The sequence below is a fragment of the Haladaptatus sp. genome (assembly GCF_049589095.1).
GTDB lineage: Archaea > Halobacteriota > Halobacteria > Halobacteriales > Haladaptataceae > Haladaptatus.
The window spans coordinates 1-20,590 of the sequence record NZ_JBAWAC010000233.1; the positions used below are offsets into that span (position 1 = coordinate 1).

The following is a 20,590-nucleotide window of genomic DNA, read 5'->3' on the forward strand; positions in this document are numbered from 1 at the left end:
TCGCTGGACGACGTCGAAACGTTGTTTTTGACCCACCAGGACGGGGACCACGTCGGCGGCGCGGCGGAATTGCTCGCGGAAACCGACGCCAGCGTCGTGGCATCGGTCGGCGACACACCCGCCATCGAAGGCGACGCGGAACTCGTCAAGTCGGACCGATACCCGCCGATCCACGTCGATATCGAAGTCGTGGACGGCGTCACGTTCCGCACCGAGGCCGGACCGATGCGCGTGGTCGAAACGCCGGGGCACACGCCCGGTCATCTCTCGGTCGTCCTGCCCGAGGCCGAACTGCTCATCGCGGCCGACGCCACGGTCGCGGACGAAGACGGACTTCAGGGACCGAACGAAACGTTCACCCCCGAGATGGAGACGGCGATAAGTTCCCTCGGCAAACTCGCCGCGTTCGACACCAGCGGGACGCTGTGCTATCACGGTGGGTTCGTCGAGGACGCCGATGTCGAAGCGACGTACCAGTCGCTCACCGAGTAGAAACGAAAAACGAAACGGAATGCGGAATTATATTCGACCGACGTTCTGCACGTCGATGCTCTCGACGCCTTCGACGGACGAGAAAGACTCCTCGACGGCTTCCGTGCCACCGGCATCGTCGGGGACGATGACCGTCGGCAGGAGCGCGATGAGGCCGAACGCGACGTCCTCGCGCTCGAAGCCGTTGATTTTCGCACCCTCAGGGAGCGAATCTTCGAGTTTCTCTTGGAGGTCGTCCAAGTCGATTTCCGGGCTCTGCGGCATCACTTTGACTTTGGCTGCTACTTTTCCCATGGTTTACGGTCCGAGGAATGCACAGTTGGGGCATTCGTAGAGGTTGCTCTGTTTGCGGCACTTCGCACAGCGGTAGATGGTCTGCCCACAGTCAGGACATTTGAACGAGGCAGCGTTCGTGCCGGAAATGTTGATCCCGCACGAGACGCATTTTCGTGCTTGTTTTTGGGTCTGACTCATACCCCCACGTTCCGCCGCGCGACTTTTAACGCTTCCCTTTCGGGGTTCGAGACGGCGTTAGAACGCGTCCGTCTCGACGGTCGCTTCGGCGTGCAGGCTCTCTTTGACGGCGTCGTGAACCTTGCAGAGTTCGAACGCACGGTCGATGACGTCCTGTGCGGTCTCGTCGTCCGTTTCGGTCTCCCACTTGATGTCGAACGCGACGGCTTCGAGTTTGTCGTCGTCGTTCAGGTCGCCGCTCACGTCGATCTCGATCTTGCCGAGGTCGCCCGCACCGCGCTGTTCGCCACCCACGCGGAGGGCGGGGACGTAGCACGAACCGTACGCCGCGAGGAGCGTTTCGAGCGTGTCCGGCGCGTCCTCACCCGTCGCGTCGATGGTAACGGAGAAATCGCGGATGTCGTTTTCTGCGCTGTAGCCCTCTTCCGACGTGGTAGTGACTTCTGGCATTGCAGTTTCCAGGTTCGCCCCAATACTCCTAAGGCTTGTTCTTCCGGCCGAGTGTGTCGGAGTGAACGTGAAAAATCGGGACCGATAGTCGCCAGTCGAGATGAGAGGATGTGATTGCCGTTATTCGATTTTTGGCTCGTATCCCTCGTTTCGCGCACGCTCCAAAATAGACTGGATAACGTCCGATTTTTCGCGGGTATACTCACCAACGTCGGTCGGATATTTCTTCGCTGCCGCACGTTTGACTTCCGCGTATTCTTCGCGTGCTTGCGGATGGTCACGCAGATACGTTCGGAGTCGTGGGTACTGATTTATATCATCTTCTACTGAACAGTACTGGAAAGGACTGCCTGTCGAAACGGTTCTCGTCCTTCGATTTCGATACCGCTCCGAACAGACGTGTTTGGTTGTTTTGTGGTTGCAGTTGCTGGGAAGTACACTGGCTCGAAAGCCCCTATCCGTTTACCACGACGTGATGTGGTTAGTTCTGCTGTGATTTCAGTAACCGAGCGGCAATGAGACCGCACCGCAACCGCTACCATACCACGTCCTCCCCAGCCGATTCCCTCGCACGCGTTTCTCGCGCGCGCCATCCGGTTGGACGGACTGGGCGATACGAGTCAACCGCACGGCGCGCGACGTCCTCGTGAACGAAGTGAACGAGTGGCTCGTCAGAGCTTCGCTCTGACGGTGGATGACTGAGCGAACGAAGTAAGCGAAGGAGTCGGTTGGGGAGGACGTGGTGCAGCCTTCATTGTCGCTCGGCAATCGGGGTCACAGCAAGATCAACCATATATCGCCGTAGTGAACGTTTGCGGACGTTAGCGGTCGTCATTCCAATTGCTCGCAACGCTCGACGTGCTCAAATCTATCAAAGAAAAGGAAAAGCTACCCCGAGTACGACCGTTCTTCGCTACCAGAGTTGGTCGGAGAGGTCGAACGTCTCGTCGCCGTCCAGAACGTGGACTTCGGCGTCGTTGCCGGTGGCGTCCACTTCGCGGACGAAGTCCTCCGGGTCCTGTTCGATGGGCGGGAACGTGTCGTAGTGCATCGGGAACGCGTAGTCGGCGTCAACCCAGTCTACTGCGATGGCGGCCTGCGCCGGTCCCATGGTGAAGTGGTCGCCGATGGGAACCGCGACGGCGTCGGGTTCGAGGAACGGGCCGATGACGTCGCGCATCTCGGACATCAATGAGGTGTCGCCAGCGTGATAGAACGTCTCGCTCTCCTCGTCGGAGACCTGGGTGGGTTTCGTGTCGCTGATGACGAATCCAGCGGGCATGCCGCCGGAGGCTCCGTAGCCCGTGTCGAGACCGTTGGTGTGGTCGGCACGGACCATCGTGACGAACGCGTCGTCGGCTTCGAAGGTGCCACCCATGTTCATTCCGGTGCCGTCCTCGACGCCGTACTCGTCGGTGACGTAGCCGATGACCTCCGGCGTGGCGACGAAGTGTGCATCACGGAAGCGGTCGGCGTCCGCGATGTGGTCCGCGTGCCCGTGCGTGAGCAGGACGTAGTCCGGGTCGAGTTCCTCCGGATCGGTGTCCGTCTTCGGGTTGTCGAAAAACGGGTCGATGAGGAGTTCCGTGTCGTCAACGGTAACGTGCCATGTCGAGTGTCCGTACCAAGTGAGTTCCATGGTGTGTGGTAGGATTGTGCCTGAGCAGTCTTAAAAGATGTTGGCGACAAATGGGGTGTTCCGAGCGGACACCGTCCTGTATTCACTGCGGAACGACGGTAGATAGCACGTCGACGGACGACCGAAAAAACACTCGAATCCGAGCGCCGCTTACAACCAGCGCTGAATGAGCGAGGTGATGCCGAGGTTCTTCTTCGCCATGATGACGATGTTCTCCGACCGCCGAGCGATCTCTTCGGGTACTGCACCGAAGACGATCTGTTCGAGGAGCCCTTCCCGCGTCGCACCGATCACCGTGAGGTCGAAGTCGGCCGAATGCTCCAAGATCGCATTCGAAACGTCGTCGCTCTCGATGACTGCGGTCCCGACTTCGCCATCAGTGTCGAACTCCTCTGCGGCTCCATTGACGAGCTCTTGAGCTTCCTGACGGTCGCTCTCGGAGGCGTCCGGGGAGATGATGTGGAGGATTTCGACGCGAGCGTTCTCCGGTCGTGCGATCGCTTCCGCGATGGTCGTCGCGTACTCGGCGTGCGGGCCGCCCGCCATCGGCACGAGGATGGAGTCGATGTCGGAGGACGCCAACTCACCGATGCGCTCGACGAGGACGTCAGCCTGTGCGTCCTGTGCGATTCGGTCGACGGTACTCCCGAGAACGATATCCCGGCGTCGGGCTTGATCGCCGCCCTGCCATCCGAGGAGGACCGCGGTACTGTCGTGTTGGTCGATGGTGTTGAGGATGGCGTCGGCCACGTCGTGACCGATTCGAATCGTCCCGCTCACGGGGACGTCGGCGTCCTCGCCGATTTGGATGGCTCGACTGAGGACGTTCTCCTTTTCGTCGGTGACGAACTGCCGACCCTGGGAGAGGGGCGTCTGCGGCGAGACGGTGACGACGCTCGTCACCAGTATCTCGCCGTCGTTCTCGCGTGCGAGGTCGATAGCCGTCTGCATGAGTTGGTCCGCATTTTCCGGATTGGCGATGGGGACCACGAGTTGGTAGTCACGGCGTTCGGTCGCACGATGCGAGACGACCGTCGGCGTCTCCTGTTCGAGTTTCTCCATCTCCTTTTCCTCGGAGTAGGCGTACCAGACGGCGATGCCGATGACGAACCACGCGGCCATCGTCACCAACGCGGTGAAGCCGTCCTCCCACGGGCGGAGCCCGAGCGAAGTCAACAGGAAGGGGGTGAGCAGCAACTGGAAGACGATTCCGAGGATCGGAATCCACGGCATGAACGGGATTTCGAAGGGCCGTTCCAAGTTCGGCCGATTCCTCCGCATCGCGATAGCGGCGATGTTCACCATGGAGAACAGGAGGATGAACATGACGCTGGAGGAGGCCGCCACGCTCTCGATAGGGAGCGTGAGGGCCATTAGCATGATGATGGCTCCGGAAACCCCGATGGAGAGGTACGGCGAACGCTTCTCCTCGTGGATGTCCGAGAGTTTCGGCGGCAGGAGGTTGTCACGGGCCATCGCGAACCCGATACGGCTCGACGCATACAGCGTGGCGTTCAACGCACTCATCGTCGCGGCCAGACCGGCGACGAGCAGCAACGAGAGACCGTACGGAACGAATTGCCCGGCCGCTTGGATGATACCGAGCTCCCCGAGGTTACCGAGGATTTGCCACGTGTACACCGGTCCGCTCGCTCCGGACATGTTCGCGAGACGGAGGATGTTGTCGGTGATTTCGATACCACCGATGGAGGCGAACGCGACAAGGATGTAAATCGGAATGACGACCGCGATCGAGTAGAAGATGGCTTTCGGGATGTTCGTCCCGGGGTCCATTACCTCCTCACCGCTCTGAACGATGATGTCGTATCCCTCGAACGCGACGTAGGTGAACCCCATCGCCGCCATAATTCCGCCGATTCCGGCGGGGGCGAATCGCGGGCTGGACAGGAACTTGGTCGACCAGTCCGGCTGTTTGAATGTCGCCAGCGCGCCGAAGATGACGAAGACGCCGAGGATGATGATCTTTGCCGTCGTAATGACGATTCCGATCGTACCGGTCTCCTCCGCGCCACGATAGTTGATGTAGGCGAACAGGGCGATGACGAGACCAGCCAAGAGTCGTTCGGTCAGCCCACGGGTCAAAAACCCGAAGAAGACGAATTCGTGGCCGAGACCGGTGTAGACGCTGATGAACTCGGTGAGGAACACACCGAAGGTCACTGCGTAGAGCGCACACGCAACTGCTTGCGCGAACCAATTGGCCCATCCGGTGTAGAACCCGTACGGACTCGGCAGTGCCTCAGTTACCCAGCTGTACGCCCCGCCCGACTGTGGAAACGACGCACCGAGTTCCGCGTACGACATCGCAGTGAACGTCGCAACGATCCCGTTCAAGAGGAACGCAAGCATGAGAGCAGGACCGGCCAGACCGGCGGCGAACCCGGTCAGCGCGAAAACACCCGCCCCGATCATCGCCCCGATTCCGATGAAGGTGATGTCCCACAGGCTCATGTCCCGCGAGAGCTCTGTACCGACATCCCGCTGAGAGGCATTTTCGTTCGCCTCCGTCGTATTCTCAGCCATTGTATAGTCTATCTGATGGAGTGCTTAAAAGGTTAAATAACTGGCCTTGTCTCCCGCCTCCACTTATATAGTGAAACGGTATACGAGGAGGTCAGTGTGGGCGAGTGCAGCGATTCGTCCCTCGACTTGGCCGATACAGTTTTATTTCGGTTTGCCTGGGTTTGGCTCACGCGACGCGTGGGTAAAAGTGAGGGGAACGCTCGGGGTCCAAACATTGTGACGACCGTTTCGCTTGCCGATCGAACACCGGTCGAGAAACGCGATCCGTCGTGAGTCGTTTCCGGCAACCGAACCGTTTTGCGTTCCCCCTTCGACATCCCGGATATGCATCGAGTCAGATTCCGAGACCCGGCAGGGTCAGTCAGAACTGGCGAATGGCGCGACGGGAAACTCCACTTCGCGGACGACAGCTACGACCCGGCGGACGTCGACATCCTCGCCCCGAGCGAACCGACGAAGATCGTCTGTGTCGGCCTGAACTACGCGGATCATGCGGCCGAACGGAACAAGGACGTTCCCACGCGCCCGCTCCTGTTCCTCAAACCGCCGAACGCGGTCGCCTCCCACGGCGACACGGTGACACTGCTCCCCGGAAAGGGGCGCATCGACCACGAGGCCGAACTCGGCGTCGTCATCGGCGAGCAGTGTCGAAACGTCGCCGAGGAGGAGGCGATGGACGTCGTGGCAGGGTTCACGTGCGTCAACGATATCTCGAACCGCGACGACCAGGATTTGGAACAGAACTGGGTTCGTGGCAAGGCGTTCGACAACTCCTGTCCGCTCGGTCCGGTGCTGGCGACACCCGACGAAGTCCCGGACGACGCGGGCGTTCAACTCAGAGTCAACGGTGAGGTGAAACAGGATTCCTCGCGCGACCAGTTCATCTTCTCCGTGCCGGAACTCATCGCGGAAATCACGACCTACCTCACGCTCGAACCCGGCGACGTCATTATCACTGGCACGCCCGCGGGCGTCGGACCGCTGGAAGACGGTGACACGGTCGAGGTCGAAATCGAGGGAATCGGAACGCTCTCACACGACGTGCGTAGTCCGTAGAAAACGAAGACGTTTTTCCGAGTTAGTTAGAGGACGCTCCACGCCTGGACGGCGCGGTTGAACGACGAGACGTCGGCGATCCAGCGTGCCGCGATCGTCTTCTTCAGTGTCTCCGCAGCGACGGAGTTGAACGTGCTGACGGGGAAGTCGAACCCGGCGACCTTGACGCCGTGTGCGACGGCCTCGTCACCGATGGAGATGACGGTCCCCTTGTCGTCGAACGTCCACGTCTTGAGCGGTTGTCCGTAGATGGAGCGGGAAACGTTCTCGCCGACGACTTCCGCGGCCTGCCACGCGGCCTGTGCGGTCGGCGGTGCCGGGTTCTCGCCCTGATCGATGATGGCGCAGTCACCGATGGCGAACACGCGCTCGTCACTGGTCTGGAAGTCCGATTCCGCCGTGACGCGGTTGTGCTGGTTGTCGAGTTCGGTGCCGTCCATGGCGTCGCGGCCGGTCACGCCGCCGGTCCAGACGAACACGTCGTAGTCGAGCGCCTCGCCCTCGTCGAACTCGATCGCGTCCTCGGTGGCCTCCGTGATCGGGTCGCCGGTCAGGATGTTGATGTCCTTTTCGAGGACGTACTTCTTCACCGTTCCCTGCAGTTCGGGGTCCATACCGGGCATGATCTCGTCCATCGCTTCGACGAGGTAGATGTCGATCGGTGCACGGTGCTTGTCGCGGTACTCGGCGATTTCGCCCGCGCTCTGGATGCCCGACAGTCCGGCCCCGCCGATGACGACCTTCGCGGGGTCGTTTCGGGACGCCGTCTTCGCGGCTTCCTTGACCTGCTCGTGGATTTCGAGCGCGTCGTCCAGGTTCTTGAGCGTGAGCGCATTCTCGGCCATCCCCGGGATGCCGTAGAAGGCGGTCTTGCTCCCGAGCGCGACGACGAGATAGTCGTAGTCGAGGTCAGCGCCCTCGTCGAGTTCGACCGTCCGGTCGTCGGTGTCGATGGCCGTGACGGTGTCCTGCACGAATCGGGTGCTCGGCGATTTTATCTCGTGAATCGGGATCGTGATCTTGTCCATCGCCCGCGGGTCACGGATGACACGGTGGGACTCGTGGAGGACGAGGTGGTAGTCCTTCTCCGAGACCCACGTAATGTCAGCGTCGTCGAGTTCTTCTTCGAGTTGCTGTATCGCGCCAGCACCAGCATAGCCAGCACCGAGCACGACGACCTTCTGAGTCATACTCGGACATCTGGATTCATTCGATACAAAGGTGTTGAAACCCGCAAGCGAGTGTGTGATATTGTCTCCCCCGATTGATTTTATCGTCCATCGACGAAACCCGACGTGTTGGTTGCAAGCTTTAAAGTCGGTCGCGCCAAACTATTCGGCACTTATGAGCAATCAAGAGTTGCGAAAGGAGGCACACGACCTTGACGTGACGGTGTGGGTCGGCAAGAGCGGACTCGATGCGGTCACCGAGGAGTTGAAAGGACAACTGCAGAACGAGAAACTCGTCAAGGTGAAATTCCTTCGGGCGGCCCGCGGCGGGACCTCGACCGACGAACTCGCGGAGGAACTGGCTGACGAGGTGAATGCCAAACTCATCGAAACACGCGGGAACACGGCGGTGTTCCACTGATGGTAAAGCCCCTCCCGTTCCTGAAAGATATGATGGAGGCGGGGTATGCGATGGCGGTGACGCAGGCGATCTACTTCGTCGTCTCGTTCGTCGTCCTCTATCTGCTCGGTCGTATCTTCGTCATTCCGGTGGTCAAACGACTGCTCGACAGACAGGGGTACGACGAGAGCGTCAAAATCCCGCTCACCAAAGTCGCCCAATTCGTGGTGCTGTTCGCGGCTGTCGGCATCGCGTTCGCCCTCGCAGACTACGGGAACATCCTGACCGCACTCGCTACCATCGCCGCCGCAGCGACGTTGGCAGTCGGCTTCGCCCTACAGGACATCATCGCCAACTTCGTCGCTGGCGTGTTCATCTTCACGGACAAACCGTTCAAGATCGGCGACTGGATCGAGTGGGACGGCGACAGTTACTCGGGTATCGTGGAGGACATCGACCTCCGCGTGACGCGCATCCGAACCTTCGACAACGAACTGTTGACCGTGCCGAACTCGGTGCTGACCGACGGCGTCATCAAGAACCCCGTCGCCAAGGACAAGCTTCGCGTCCAGTTCCTGTTCGGTATCGGCTACGACGACGACATCCACCGAGCGACCGAGATAATCCTCGAAGAAGCTCGAAAGCACGACGAGATTCTGGACGACCCGGAGCCCTCCGTTCGGCTCACCGAACTCGGGGACTCCTCGGTCGGTCTCAAGTCCCGCTTCTGGATTTCGGACCCGAAGCGCAGTGACTTCGTGAAAACCCGCGGGGAGTACGTCACCGCGGTCAAGGAACGCTTCGACGCGGAGGGAATCGACATCCCGTACCCGTACCGCAACCTCGCGGGCGGAATCGAGATCTCGAACCCCTCGGAGATGGCCATTCTCTCGGAAGACTGAGACCGATTGACTTTTTATAAATTTCAACGATCATGAAATAGCGTTGAAGTAGTTCGGGAATTATCTGCCGGTATGAACGATAGGAGACGTGCCTTTCTCTCGACCGTCGGGTCCGTATCCGTCGGCGGTACCCTCGTCCTCGCTGGCTGTGCTGGCGATTCGAAGAACCAGGCCGCGGGGAGGACGACGTCGGACGCGGGAACGACTGAAACGACCGAGACGAGCACGGCGATGTCCTCGACGACGGGGGGACGGACCGTGACGACGTCCCTGATTCGGAAGGAAACGAAACAGGAAACCACCATCTACGAAATCGACTCGGGCACGTCCGGTCCGACCGCGTACGTCGAAGGCGGAATGCACGGCAACGAGGAGAGCGGTTACTGGGCCGCGGAGGACATCCGAACGTGGGACATTGACGCCGGGACGCTCATCGTCCTCCCCAAGGCGAACGTCCGAGGGGTACGACACGAGCGACGGGAGTGGCCGGGCGAGATGGATTTGAACCGGCAGTTCCCCATCGGCGACCCGCCGAAGAACGCGCTTGCAAAGGAGATCTGGGCAGCTATCGACGACTACGACCCCGACGTGTTCATCGACCTCCACAGTTCGAAGGGGATCTTCGAACGGGAGGGTGACGACGGCGTGGGACAGAACGTACTCAGGTCGAAGCACCCGAAAATCGTCAACAGCGTCGGCAACGCCGTCAAACGGTTGAACGACGAGTACGTCACCGGCTACTCCGACGTGTACGATTTCGTCTCCACGCCCCTGACCGAGACGAAATACGCCCGCACACCGATGCTCGTCAACAAGATGCGGGCCGACCGCGACGCTCCCTCGTGTCTCTTCGAGGTCACGCAGGACGACGTAAAACCGAAAAAGCGCGCCCGCTGGACGAAGGTGTTCGTGGATGGCATGCTCGATACGTGGGGAATCCGGGCGTCGCGGATGAACGAGTAGGACGGCTTCTCAGCTCTTCGGGAAGAATGCGATATGAATGTGGACGGCCGGAGTTGCCCGGCGTTCCGAACCGGGGAATCCCTGTTGCCTCCTCCACCCCGCGATCCTACGAGCGACAGCTGTTCGATGGTCCGCTGCTCACTTCCGTGCCTGACGGATTACCACCGACTAACTGCGCCGAGACACTCCTGCGAGTGTTCGCCGCAGACCGCTGGCCCCGCAGGACGAGGCTTCTGCGTTGGCTTCCGGGGCCCGGCTCGGTCTGACCGGACGTGTCCGGAGTTCGGTTCCCGCTCAAGACCATAGCGCGGGCGAAGAGCAGGGCCTAACTGCCCAACCTAGTCCACTTCACAGTAAACCACACCGCCTTAAGGGCCTTTCGGGTTTCGTGTTTCGTGATCCGCGGTTCCCGTTTCCCATTTCGTGCTGGAACTTACCCGACTGTGACGATGGCCACGAGGTTCGAACAGACGACCAACAACCCGACGACGAGATAGACGAAACTCCCGAGTCGGAACGTCCGACGGGAACGGCGCGTCCATCCCGAAAGGACGATCAGGAGGACGACCGTCGCTCCCTTGAGAAGTAACAATCCGAGGAGACCCATCTCCCCCAACAGGTGTGCGACGAACGGATTCCCCTCGTTCAAACCGAGTTGAAGGCCGACGCCGGTCGTCACCACGTCACCGAGCATCACTCCCAGCACAGCGGCTAGCAGCGGAGCGGAAACGTGTGACCACGATCGAGCGATGGCGTTCGGCAACACGGAAACACCTCCGCCCTCCCGTCACTTTGTTATAGGCTGACTGTCAGTCGGTAACGCGCCGCTGTCGACGACAAAGCGACCACTACAGGTTGAGTTGGAGGTTCCAAGCCTTCCTTTTGGGAGGTCGAACGGGACGAACGAAACCGTCGGTGATCGCCGTCGAGCGCTCCAGACGCTTCGCGTTTCCCGATACGAAAACCTCCGTCTCGACGCCATACCGAGGTATAACGCCCAGTACCACGCGAATATGGTCGAATACGCTCCCAGTTTGGGTTGGCTGCACTCCCTTGCTTGAGTCGGAAAACCCACATTACCTCGGAACGAACGGCGGTGTATGGGTCTAGGAAGCACAGCCAAGAAGCTTCAGACGGTCGCCGAAACGGCGGAGAAACTGTACGCCAAACTCAACGAACTGCGCGAGCAGATACAGGATATGCGCGATACGCTGGAGACGACGAACGAGCGCGTCGAACAGCTCGAAACCGAAAACGCACACCAGCGTGCGCTCATCGAAGCGTTGGCCCGCGAGGAGGGTATCGACGTGGACGAAGTGCTGGCCGACGTCGAGTCGTCCGAATCGAGCGACGGATCGAACGACGAATCGAGCGACGGAACGGACGAGACGGTCGAAGCGAGCACGTAAGACTCGCGGGTGGACATAATAACGACTAACAGCCCTCCCGTCATTTTTTGCCGCATGACCACACATCGGGAGCCACTCGATTCGGTGCTCGACACGGTCGGGCGGACGCCGCTCGTCCGCGTTCACGCCGCTCCGGACGAAGTACCCGTATACGCGAAGTTGGAATCGTTCAATCCCGGCGCGAGCGTCAAGGACCGCATCGGGAAGTACATGATCGAGCAGATGCTCGAACGCGGCGAACTCGAACCGGGCGGAACGGTCATCGAACCGACCGCCGGGAACACCGGAATCGGGTTCGCCGTCGCGGCGGGACAACTCGACGTGAACGCCGTGTTCGTCGTCCCCGAACGGTTCAGCAAGGAGAAACAACAGCTCATGGCCGCACTCGGTGCGGAAGTCATCAACACGCCGACGTCGGACGGAATGGGCGGTGCGATCGAACGCGCGTATCAACTCGCCGAGGAGACGCCGAACGCGGTGGTCCCACAGCAGTTCGGTAACCCGCTGAACGTCGAAGCACACTACGAGACGACGGGACCGGAACTCTACGAGGCGCTGGACGGTAATATCGGTGCAGTCGTCGCCGGGTGTGGCACCGCGGGGACGCTGATGGGGATGGCGAAGTACGCCCTCGACCAGAACCCCGACACCTACGTCGCCGCCGTCGAACCCGAAGGGTCGCTGTACTCCACCACCAAGGGAGCCGACGTCCCGGAGGAGGAGTACAAAATCGAGGGGATCGGAACGCACAACACCGACACGAACGAACTGTTCGAACCCGACCTCGTGGACGAAATCATCCAAGTGCCCGACGAAACCGCTCACGACGAGTTGAAACGACTCGGACGAGAGGAAGGGCACCTCGTCGGTTCCTCGGCCGGTGCGGCGAGCGTCGCGGCACAGCAGGTCGCCGAAAAGATCAGGGACGGGGAAATCGACGCGCCCGCCGACACCGTCGTCACCATCTTCCCCGATTCCAGCGAGCGCTACCTCTCCAAGGGAATCTATCGGTCGTTCACGGAGTGGGACGGATAACCGGAACGCGGTTTCGATATCCCGCTCTCCGTACCGGTATATAGTGAAATTACGAAGCTACTAATCCCCGTTTGTTCTCGCATCCGACAGCGAGCAGCCGACGGATATCGGTTCTCGCGGGACAATACAGCCATGTCGCAGACCAACGAGAGCGGGATTCCGCAAGTGCACAGGGAGTACCTATTGGGCGTCCGCATCATCACGGTGGACGGGGCGGACGGGAACGGGACGCAATATCGGTTCGAAGCGCCCGACCATCGAGGAGTCCGTTTCGACGACCCGGACTTGGCAGAACTGTACGCCGACGTGTACTTCGACGTGAACGGCTTCCAGGAGGAGGGAACGGGCGACCGTGGCGTTCCGCCGGAAATCATTCAGGCCGGACGCGATACGTTGGCCGCGTACTTTCTCACACAGCCCTACACCGACCTGAACTGGGTCGCATCGTTTTACGGCAAGCGCCCGCCGGAAATCGAACGCTACATCGAAACGGTTCGAAAGCGCGCGGAGGAGATCCGTACGGGTGCGGAAGGGATGGGAATGGAGTGAGCGCACCGAACTTCTGATTCCGCGACGCGTCGCTATTTACACGCAACTCTTCTCTGATTCGATATCATATCGAACTCAATAGACGGTAATCGGTACGGCTTCCCGTGCCAACCGTTCGAGGAACTCCCCGACGGTCGAAAAATCGAGTTTCGAGGCGGAAACGGTCCGTCAACCGACAGTGTCACCAAAATTCGTACATAACGCCCTGTTCGGTCGTGAGAAAGCCATATCTCACATACACCTATTATAAATTTACATGTAGCTCCTATTGAAAACCACCGCTTGCATGGTCGAGTTCACCCGACGCAAACTGATGGCCACGTCCGCCGCTGCCGCCTTGGGAGCGAGCGTTTCACCACAAGCGATAGCGATCGAGAGCACCGAACCGCCCGAGGACGACGATACGCCGAAAGCACCCTACGTGAAGGGGAGCCTCAAGCGCTTCTCCTCGACCGCGTTCGGCGCGGAAGTGACCGGACCGTTCGTGTTCGACGACGGAACGCCGATGTTCAGCCTCCAGCACCCGAGCCGCGACAACCCCGCACCGTACAACAGGTCCGGGATGGGATACTTCAAGGGGTTCCAGTTCTCGATGGACGGAACCAACGACGACTTTTCCGAGCTATCCACGCCGCAGACGAACGAGGAACAAGGAACCATTCGCGGTGCGGACGGGGAGTTCACCTTCATCGCACAGGAGGAGGACCGGATCAACGGTGGAAGCGAACGCCTCGGTGTCTCACAGACCCCCGACGGATGGGACATCACCCAGGAGAAATTCTCCGGGACGCAGTACGGAGATACCGCATCGAACCCGGACTGCAACCAGTTCATCCCGACGAACGAGGACGGAACCGAGGGTTACCTGTTCACGAACTGGGAAAACAGCCCCGGAAACGTCTCCCGTATTCCGCTCAGCCGGGGGGAGAACGGGGAATGGGACGCGGACCTCGAAAACGCCATCAACCTCGCGAACACCGAGCAGTTGCGTGAATTGGGTGGAACGCGAATCAACTGCTACGGGGACACCTCCCCGTGGAACACGATGATATCCGCGGAGGAAAACTACGCACAGCCCCGTGTTTCCCTGACCGCCACGGTGGGTGACATCGTGGAGAAGGGCACCGGAACAAACCTCATCGGTGGCTGCCAATTCTGGAACCGACCGAACCCGAACGGGATTCAGGAAGCCATCGACGACTACTACGGCGACGAATCGTGGGGCGTCCAAGGATACTGGGCGTTGACCGGACTCGAATTCCTCGCGTACTATCTCGGCGCGGAGCGCGTCGATCAGACCTCGCTCGCGGTGGACGAATCCTCCGACGGGAAGAACACGATGACTCCCATCGGGGACGTCTACCCGAACCCGTACCGCTACGGCTACTTCGTGGATTATCGCGACCCGGCGGGCGAAACGCCACAGCCGATCAAATACTACGTGATGGGCCGCGCCTCGTGGGAATGTCCGGACATCCAAAGCGACAAACGGACGGTGTACGGCTGTTCGGACGGCGACAGCAAGGGGATTTACAAGTTCGTCGCCGACGAGGAAATCGACGGCTACTGCGACCCGATGAACGTCGCGGGCACGCTGTACGCGCCGAAAGTGACCAACGCGGACGCCGCGAAGAAAAACCCTCCAGCCGACGTGAACCTCGAATTCGAATGGCTGGAACTGGGTCACGCCGCCAACTACGAAGTCGAAAAGTGGATCGCCGAGTACGACGACGTCACGCAGGTCGATTACCTCGAAACCCACGCCGACACCGACTGGGAGGACGACCTCGACGCGGCGCTCGAAGAGGCGGACAAAGCGGTCGTCGAGGACGGCAACCGGAACTACATCACGAACGAGGAGATCATCGAGTGGGCGAAACAGTACGAGAGCGATGGGCCGGACGGTGTTGACGACGACCTTCGAAAGGTTCCGTTCCTCGAAACCCGCGCCGCCGCCAAGGAAATCGGTGCGACGATCGAGTTCAACAAAGCCGAGGGTGTCGACAGCAAGGACGGCGCGAAACCCGGCGACTACGTCTACTTCGCCATTTCCGCGCTCAACGACGCGCTCGCGGACACGTTGGGCGATATCCGACTGGACCGCGTCGATGGCGGCGTCGTCTACCGCGCCGAACTCGAAGAGGACTACAACGTCTCGACGCTCGAACCCGTCATCGTCGGCCCGGACGCCAGCGACCCGGCGGACATCGCCGACGACGCCCTCATCAACGTGGACAACGTCAACGTGATGGACGACGGTCGCGTGCTCTGCTGTGAGGACGCGGATAAGTTCGGCCGATCGTACAGCAACGACTGTCTGTACGTCTACGAACCCGAGGAGTAAGGCGGGATCGTTTCCGCGTTTTACCCGATCAGTCGACCGTGTTCGACTTTCATACAACGGTCCTGGACGACGCGTTTTCCGGCGTCCTCCGCCCGTTTTGCCGCTTCGTCGTCACGGATTCCGAGTTGCAACCACACGGTGTCCACGTCGTCCCGTTCGAGGACTGCATCGACGATGTCCGGTACCTCTTCGCTCGGTCGGAACACGTCCACGATGTCGATTTCCTCGTCCACGTCGGCGAGCGAGTCGGCCGCTTCACGGCCGAAAATCTCGTCCGCGAACGGGTTGACGGGAATCACGTCATAACCGTGATTCCGGAGGTATTTCGGTATCTCGTGGGCGTCCTTGCCGGGCGTCGAGGAACAGCCGACGACCGCAACGGTGTCGAGTTCGAGGACGTCTCGAAGTTCGTCATCTCGTTCGATTGGCATGGGGGAACCGACGTGACGGGCGCGCAAAAGGATTCGCTCTTCTATAGTCGCTGCCAGTCGGTCGTCGGACCGATGCCTTTTATTCGGACTTCCGATTCGTCGTCGTCCGCTTCACGGATCTCGATCTCGCCATCGAACAGTTGTCGAAGTGTGCTCAGCGTCTTCGCGTCGTGTGCCCACGAGTCGATGACGAACAGTCCGAGCGCTTCCGCACTCTGTACGCGGCCGGTAAAGACGTGCAAAAACCGAAAGACAGTCTGTAGATTCGAGTACATCAGTAGCGTCGAAAGCGAATCGAACGCGATTCGGTTCGACCGGACACCCGAATCGTAAAATCGCTGGAGGAACTCCGAGAGTTTGATTCCGATGCCCGTCATGTCCACGGGGGAGGATGCAAATTCGATGCCATCTAGAGGCCCCGGATTCATTCCTTGCTGCTTCGAAACGCAGTCTACGATACCGATCGGAGAGTCACCATCGGTGCGACGCGATTCGTACTCCGATAGCACCTGCTTGCCGGTGCTCTTCGTCGTCACGATGATCGTGCCACTGTCATCTCCATGTGCGAGTACATCGAACGTGAGACGCCGCTTTCCGGTCATCGGTGGACCAGCAACGAGCAGGTTCGTCCCCGGACTGACCTCCATTCCCGAGAACGTCTCTCCTAAATTGTACATGATGGTTCCTCAGTGTACAGGGTCACACCCATTGGACTGACAGCGAACGGCAGAGGAGGCAAACGGGTGCCGGTTTTCTCCCCCGGTTTCATCTGGAATTAATATATTGGGTTCTACTTATATTCTTTTTGATTGCTATCTGAGGCGGTAGGAACGCTCAAAAGAGAACGGCAATTCGGCCGACGACGAACGCAACCGCGGCGAGAAACATCCCGTACTTCAAGTGATTTTGCCCGGCTGTCGGATCTCCGAAACTTTCGGCGGCCGCATAGAGCATGACCGCATCGGCCGGGAGGACGACGGCGAGATACGGAAGCCCGAACACCCCCCACAGGTACGGAAGTGGACTGGCGAGCACGGCGACGACGAGCAATATCGTTCCGAAGATCGTCGCGGATCGCGCGCCGATGGCTAGCGGAAGCGTGTTCAACCCTTCTTCACGGTCGCCGTCCATGTCCTCCACGTCTTTGATGATTTCGCGCGTGAACGTCGAGAGCGCGGCGAGCAGGAAGAGGATGGCCGCGGTCCGGATTCCATCCACCGGAATCGCGGTGCTCCCGGCGTCGGCCGCGACTGCGGCGCTCCCGAAGAGAAACGTACTGCCGCCGAGATAGGCGACGACCGCGTTTCCGACGCCCGGCAACCCCTTGAACAGTTTCGTGTACGCGACGAGCGCGATGAGGTTCAGCGCCGCGATTGCGATGGCGAACACCGGGAGCAAGAGCGCCGCGGCGACGGCCCCAACGAACAGGACGATGCTGAAGAGCAGCGTTCCTTTCGGGGACACCGCCCCCCGTGGAATCGGTCGGTCCGGCGCGTTGATGCGGTCGATATCCCGGTCGAAGTAGTCGTTAATGGCGTTGCCCGCGCCGGTCGCCAACCACGTCGCTACCACGGCCGCGACCACCTGCACCGGCTGTGAATCGGTGAACACGCCGCCCGCCACGAACGCCCCGATGAACGTGAGCATTCCCGCGGCGAACGTGTTGCCCGGACGTGTGAGTTCGAACAGTCCCTTCGCACGTCCGTCTGTACTCATACGGCGACGTACTCGGGCGACGCGGTATAAATGGTCGGAATGTGATTTCCACGAGACGAAACCACGACGTTTAAAAAGTAGGGGGCAGTACGATTGAGTGCGGGCGCTTAGCTCAGTCTGGACAGAGTGCTTGGCTTCGGACCAAGTTGCCGCGGGTTCAAATCCTGCAGCGCCCATCATTCTGCGAGGAACGAACGTGGCGAGCGAATGATGTCGCGCGAAGGGTATGAATCAGGGAGTGGAGCGAAGCGGAACGACCGTGGTTCAAATCCTGCAGCGCTCAAAGATTTTGGATCGATAACCGCCCGACTGCGCGGGATCGAACGACTGAGTGGTTTCCACCGAGATTCGTGACCCGATCAGTAGCGAGACGCCTCGTCGAGCGAGAAGTATGGGTTCGGTAGAAGGCACGGTTCGTTCTTGTGAATCCGGTGTGTCCCCTCTGCGGAACTACCCAATTGGTCGAGTAAATACCGAACTCTTCCATTTCTGGATGTTTGTATAACTATATCCGAGATTAAAAAAACGAATGCGGAAGTCTTATTCGTGTGTTGTGTCTGTGTTTAGTTGTAATGGCAAACGGTAAAGTTGATTTCTTCAACGACACTGGCGGCTACGGTTTCATCTCGACTGACGACTCCGACGACGACGTGTTCTTCCACATGGAGGACGTTGGCGGCGAAGACCTGGCGGAAGGGACCGAGATCGACTTCGACATCGAACAGGCCCCCAAGGGGCCACGCGCGACGAACGTCGTCCGCAACAACTAACGTTTCGTACCGTCGCCACACGGCGATACGACGTAACTTCATTTTCCCAGTCGAACTTTTCGGAGAGAACTATCGCTGTTTGACGAGGCGGTACGGGAGAATGTCTCGTTTGGGATATCCCTATTCCTCGAAAGAACCTATGTGGCGATATGGATGAGTACGAGGCCACCTTTGAGATCACGTCGAAGGATGATGCACATGCCGTTGAAAGATTGCTAAATCGATTGTACGACTCGCTCCGAGAGGAGTCACGGACGATCCGTGCCGGAACGGATGATTCAACGGAGATGTTAGAGCGCTTCGAGAGCCTCCGCAATACCGCCCAACGACAGAGACCTGGGAAGCTCAAGGTAGTGTTTGAACAGAGAGATGAACCCTTCGAGGAGAAGCAGTAATCGATACAGAACGGAGCAGGCAGCTACCGGAATCAGACGAATTCCAAGAGATGGTTACTCGATAGGTCCAACGGTCCAGACATTTGAATCCTAGTTCCCGGTTGATGGCGACTCCGCTCATGGGAATCGGGCATGGTTCGTCGCGTTCACGCCACGGAGAAATCACCGTCTCCCGAATCAGTGTACTCGCTACGTCCAACTGTGGAAAACTCCCGAGACCACCATGGTTGCCCCGATGACGAAGTAGATGGCTTCGATCGTGGTCCACGAGGGTTGATCGAAGAGGCGAACCTCGATGACGATTCAGGTCATCGAGAGTCCACCGGCGACCACCGAGAGAAGCGCACCACCCGACGGGTTCGTCACCATCGCATAGATTGCGATTGCTGCACACCCCCCACGAGCCATAGAGCACGCCGGGAGCGAAAATAAGCGTCGGACGGCATTTCCCCCGAGCACCACTCTGTTGTCGTACTCCGGCTTGCTGAGTGCACGCACCCACGCGAATCAATCAATATGCCGACAGTAAGACGGTCGAATTCAGCGGTCCCATCCGAAAGCTCGCTTTGCTCGGTGGTCAATCGATGCCTGTAACTCCCGTTCGCCCCGGAACGGATCGATTCTCGCGGCTCTCTCCGTGGATACGCAACGAAACACGGAGGGACGTTTCAGGGACGAAGTAACTCCGACGGATAGTCACGAACGTATGGTAAAATCCCGTTCAGGTATTCAAAAAGACAGTTATGGGGGGGCATAATAATATGAATACCTAGCGAAGCCCGTGGCGTGAGCGTTACATCCTCCGTCGCAGTCATCGATATCGGGAGCACGCGGATTCGGTACGGACCCGCCACGCGTGAAGGTCCCGTAACGGTCGAGACCGAACCGACGGACCCGAATCGGTTGACGGCGCAACTCGTCGATATCGTCGGTCGTCTTCGCACGCAGTCGCCCGGAACGATCCGGCACGTCTCCGTTTCGACGACCGGGCTCGTCGACGCCGAGCGGGGCGTCATCGACGAGTTCGATACGGCGGACGGCGAGACGATTCACGACATTCCGGTCGCCGCCGCGATGAAGGACGCCTTCGGTCTTCCGACGGCCGTCGAAAACGACTGCACGGCGGCTGCGATCGGGGAGGACACCTTCGGGTCGGGGTTCCGATCCGATACCGTCGTCCACGTCACGTTCGGAACGGGGATCGGTGCGGGCGTCGTCATCGACGGCACGCCAGTTCGGGGGGAGGAGGGCTACGCTGCGGAAGTCGGGCTCGTTCCCATCGTCGCGGATGGCGATTTATCGAGCACCGGCGTTCGGGGCGCGTGGGAGGCCTACTGCTCGGGTCGCGGAATTCCGCAGTTCGCTCGTCACCTTCTGGCGACGGACGATCGGCCTTCGGTACTTCGCTCGATAGACGAGGTTTCCGCCCCCGACGTGTTCGCGGCGGCCGACGACGGTGACGAGTTCGCAGGGGACGTTCTCGATCGCGTGGCGCGGTACAACGCCGCCGGAATCGGTGCGATCGCGAACACGTTCAACCCTGGGATCATCACGCTCGGAGGGTCAGTCGCGCTCAAAAACCCCGACTGGATCCTGGAAGGAATTCACCGCCATTTGAACGAGTACGTTCTCGCCGACCCGCCGGTCGTCCAACTCACGAGTTTGGGCGCGGACATCGAACTATACGGCGGGGCGGCGACGTTCTTCGGTGCGAACGAGAGCGCACCCGTGGCGGAGCAGGTCGGCGACTGAAACCACGAAATCTGCCGCTTGTGAACCCTTCTCGCGTTGCTCTCGGTCGGTTTTACTGAACAAGTGGCTGATTCTCCGCTGAACGGGAGGTGTAAACACG

The 20,590-nt window shown here is 59.9% G+C and carries 22 protein-coding genes, 1 tRNA gene, 1 other RNA gene and 1 pseudogene; 13 read left to right on the forward strand and 12 right to left on the reverse strand.

Translation table 11 applies throughout. The features are described from left to right. The coding region (locus WBV42_RS07500; RefSeq protein WP_423985469.1) for an MBL fold metallo-hydrolase at positions 1–492 on the forward strand (492 nt) is incomplete at its 5' end. Positions 493–519: 27 nt separating this feature from the next. Here WBV42_RS07500 and WBV42_RS07505 read toward each other — a convergent pair. The 6 genes and pseudogenes from WBV42_RS07505 to WBV42_RS07530 all read right to left on the reverse strand — a co-directional run bounded on the left by WBV42_RS07505 (position 520) and on the right by WBV42_RS07530 (position 5,599). Next, complete coding sequence (locus tag WBV42_RS07505; protein ID WP_066142863.1) at positions 520–786, reverse strand: elongation factor 1-beta; 267 nt, start codon at positions 784–786, stop codon at positions 520–522. A gap of 3 nt (positions 787–789) precedes the next feature. Next, positions 790–966: an HVO_2753 family zinc finger protein gene (locus tag WBV42_RS07510; protein ID WP_082837777.1), complete on the reverse strand. Its 177-nt coding sequence runs from the start codon at positions 964–966 to the stop codon at positions 790–792. A 57-nt stretch (positions 967–1,023) separates the two neighbouring features. Continuing rightward, the gene (locus WBV42_RS07515; RefSeq protein ID WP_423985470.1) at positions 1,024–1,416 is read right to left on the reverse strand and encodes an OsmC family protein; all 393 of its coding nucleotides are present in this window, start codon (positions 1,414–1,416) and stop codon (positions 1,024–1,026) included. 120 nt (positions 1,417–1,536) lie between these two features. Further along, a pseudogene (locus WBV42_RS07520) lies at positions 1,537–1,737 on the reverse strand (GrpB family protein); the annotation flags it as partial. A gap of 592 nt (positions 1,738–2,329) precedes the next feature. Further along, entirely contained in the window at positions 2,330–3,055 is a 726-nt protein-coding gene (locus WBV42_RS07525) for a metal-dependent hydrolase (RefSeq protein WP_423985471.1), read from the reverse strand. Between the two features lie 150 nt (positions 3,056–3,205). Further along, entirely contained in the window at positions 3,206–5,599 is a 2,394-nt protein-coding gene (locus tag WBV42_RS07530) for an amino acid permease (RefSeq protein ID WP_423985472.1), read from the reverse strand. 324 nt (positions 5,600–5,923) lie between these two features. Between WBV42_RS07530 and WBV42_RS07535 the strand changes: the two genes are divergently transcribed. Continuing rightward, entirely contained in the window at positions 5,924–6,655 is a 732-nt protein-coding gene (locus tag WBV42_RS07535) for a fumarylacetoacetate hydrolase family protein (protein WP_423985473.1), read from the forward strand. A gap of 26 nt (positions 6,656–6,681) precedes the next feature. Here the strand turns inward: WBV42_RS07535 and WBV42_RS07540 are convergent, their stop codons facing one another. Next, complete coding sequence (locus tag WBV42_RS07540) at positions 6,682–7,845, reverse strand: NAD(P)/FAD-dependent oxidoreductase (protein WP_066142841.1); 1,164 nt, start codon at positions 7,843–7,845, stop codon at positions 6,682–6,684. A gap of 154 nt (positions 7,846–7,999) precedes the next feature. Here WBV42_RS07540 and WBV42_RS07545 point away from each other — a divergent pair, with 154 nt between their 5' ends. The 3 genes from WBV42_RS07545 to WBV42_RS07555 all read left to right on the forward strand — a co-directional run bounded on the left by WBV42_RS07545 (position 8,000) and on the right by WBV42_RS07555 (position 10,089). Then, on the forward strand, positions 8,000–8,245 hold the full coding sequence (locus WBV42_RS07545; RefSeq protein ID WP_423985474.1) for a YhbY family RNA-binding protein: 246 nt from the start codon (positions 8,000–8,002) through the stop codon (positions 8,243–8,245). After that, positions 8,245–9,126 carry a mechanosensitive ion channel family protein gene (locus WBV42_RS07550; RefSeq protein WP_423985475.1) on the forward strand — a complete coding sequence of 294 codons (882 nt, stop codon included), beginning with the start codon at positions 8,245–8,247 and terminating at the stop codon, positions 9,124–9,126. Before WBV42_RS07545 ends, WBV42_RS07550 begins: the two co-directional genes overlap by 1 nt. Positions 9,127–9,198: 72 nt before the next feature. Then, a complete protein-coding gene (locus WBV42_RS07555; protein WP_423985476.1) occupies positions 9,199–10,089 on the forward strand; it encodes a succinylglutamate desuccinylase/aspartoacylase family protein in 891 nt (296 codons plus the stop codon). Between the two features lie 37 nt (positions 10,090–10,126). Here WBV42_RS07555 and ffs read toward each other — a convergent pair. Together ffs and WBV42_RS07565 are read right to left on the reverse strand one after the other, a co-directional pair. After that, positions 10,127–10,438, reverse strand: an RNA gene (ffs, locus tag WBV42_RS07560) — signal recognition particle sRNA. 84 nt (positions 10,439–10,522) lie between these two features. Beyond that, positions 10,523–10,855, reverse strand: coding sequence for a DUF5658 family protein (locus WBV42_RS07565; protein ID WP_253228025.1), 333 nt, complete (start codon positions 10,853–10,855; stop codon positions 10,523–10,525). A 334-nt stretch (positions 10,856–11,189) separates the two neighbouring features. On the opposite strand from WBV42_RS07565, the gene WBV42_RS07570 reads away from it, so the two are divergent. The 4 genes from WBV42_RS07570 (at position 11,190) to WBV42_RS07585 (ending at position 15,426) form a co-directional block, all read left to right on the forward strand. Continuing rightward, positions 11,190–11,498 (forward strand): DUF5798 family protein, encoded by a 309-nt coding sequence (locus tag WBV42_RS07570; RefSeq protein WP_423985477.1) that lies wholly within the window; start codon positions 11,190–11,192, stop codon positions 11,496–11,498. A gap of 54 nt (positions 11,499–11,552) precedes the next feature. Further along, complete coding sequence (locus WBV42_RS07575) at positions 11,553–12,533, forward strand: PLP-dependent cysteine synthase family protein (protein WP_423985478.1); 981 nt, start codon at positions 11,553–11,555, stop codon at positions 12,531–12,533. Positions 12,534–12,665: 132 nt separating this feature from the next. After that, complete coding sequence (locus WBV42_RS07580) at positions 12,666–13,082, forward strand: hypothetical protein (RefSeq protein WP_423985479.1); 417 nt, start codon at positions 12,666–12,668, stop codon at positions 13,080–13,082. A 286-nt stretch (positions 13,083–13,368) separates the two neighbouring features. Beyond that, positions 13,369–15,426, forward strand: coding sequence for an alkaline phosphatase PhoX (locus WBV42_RS07585; RefSeq protein WP_423985480.1), 2,058 nt, complete (start codon positions 13,369–13,371; stop codon positions 15,424–15,426). Positions 15,427–15,446: 20 nt separating this feature from the next. Here the strand turns inward: WBV42_RS07585 and WBV42_RS07590 are convergent, their stop codons facing one another. The 3 genes from WBV42_RS07590 to WBV42_RS07600 all read right to left on the reverse strand — a co-directional run bounded on the left by WBV42_RS07590 (position 15,447) and on the right by WBV42_RS07600 (position 17,573). Continuing rightward, a complete protein-coding gene (locus tag WBV42_RS07590; protein WP_066142813.1) occupies positions 15,447–15,857 on the reverse strand; it encodes a CoA-binding protein in 411 nt (136 codons plus the stop codon). A gap of 41 nt (positions 15,858–15,898) precedes the next feature. Then, positions 15,899–16,534 carry an RAD55 family ATPase gene (locus tag WBV42_RS07595; RefSeq protein ID WP_423985481.1) on the reverse strand — a complete coding sequence of 212 codons (636 nt, stop codon included), beginning with the start codon at positions 16,532–16,534 and terminating at the stop codon, positions 15,899–15,901. 157 nt (positions 16,535–16,691) lie between these two features. Continuing rightward, the gene (locus WBV42_RS07600) at positions 16,692–17,573 is read right to left on the reverse strand and encodes a geranylgeranylglycerol-phosphate geranylgeranyltransferase (RefSeq protein ID WP_423985482.1); all 882 of its coding nucleotides are present in this window, start codon (positions 17,571–17,573) and stop codon (positions 16,692–16,694) included. Between the two features lie 101 nt (positions 17,574–17,674). Between WBV42_RS07600 and WBV42_RS07605 the strand changes: the two genes are divergently transcribed. The 4 genes from WBV42_RS07605 (at position 17,675) to WBV42_RS07620 (ending at position 20,490) form a co-directional block, all read left to right on the forward strand. Next, positions 17,675–17,749, forward strand: a tRNA-Arg gene (locus WBV42_RS07605). Positions 17,750–18,145: 396 nt separating this feature from the next. Further along, on the forward strand, positions 18,146–18,343 hold the full coding sequence (locus WBV42_RS07610; protein ID WP_423985483.1) for a cold-shock protein: 198 nt from the start codon (positions 18,146–18,148) through the stop codon (positions 18,341–18,343). A 149-nt stretch (positions 18,344–18,492) separates the two neighbouring features. Then, a complete protein-coding gene (locus tag WBV42_RS07615) occupies positions 18,493–18,738 on the forward strand; it encodes a hypothetical protein (RefSeq protein ID WP_423985484.1) in 246 nt (81 codons plus the stop codon). Between the two features lie 786 nt (positions 18,739–19,524). Then, positions 19,525–20,490: an ROK family protein gene (locus WBV42_RS07620; protein ID WP_423985485.1), complete on the forward strand. Its 966-nt coding sequence runs from the start codon at positions 19,525–19,527 to the stop codon at positions 20,488–20,490. Positions 20,491–20,590 lie beyond the last annotated feature (100 nt).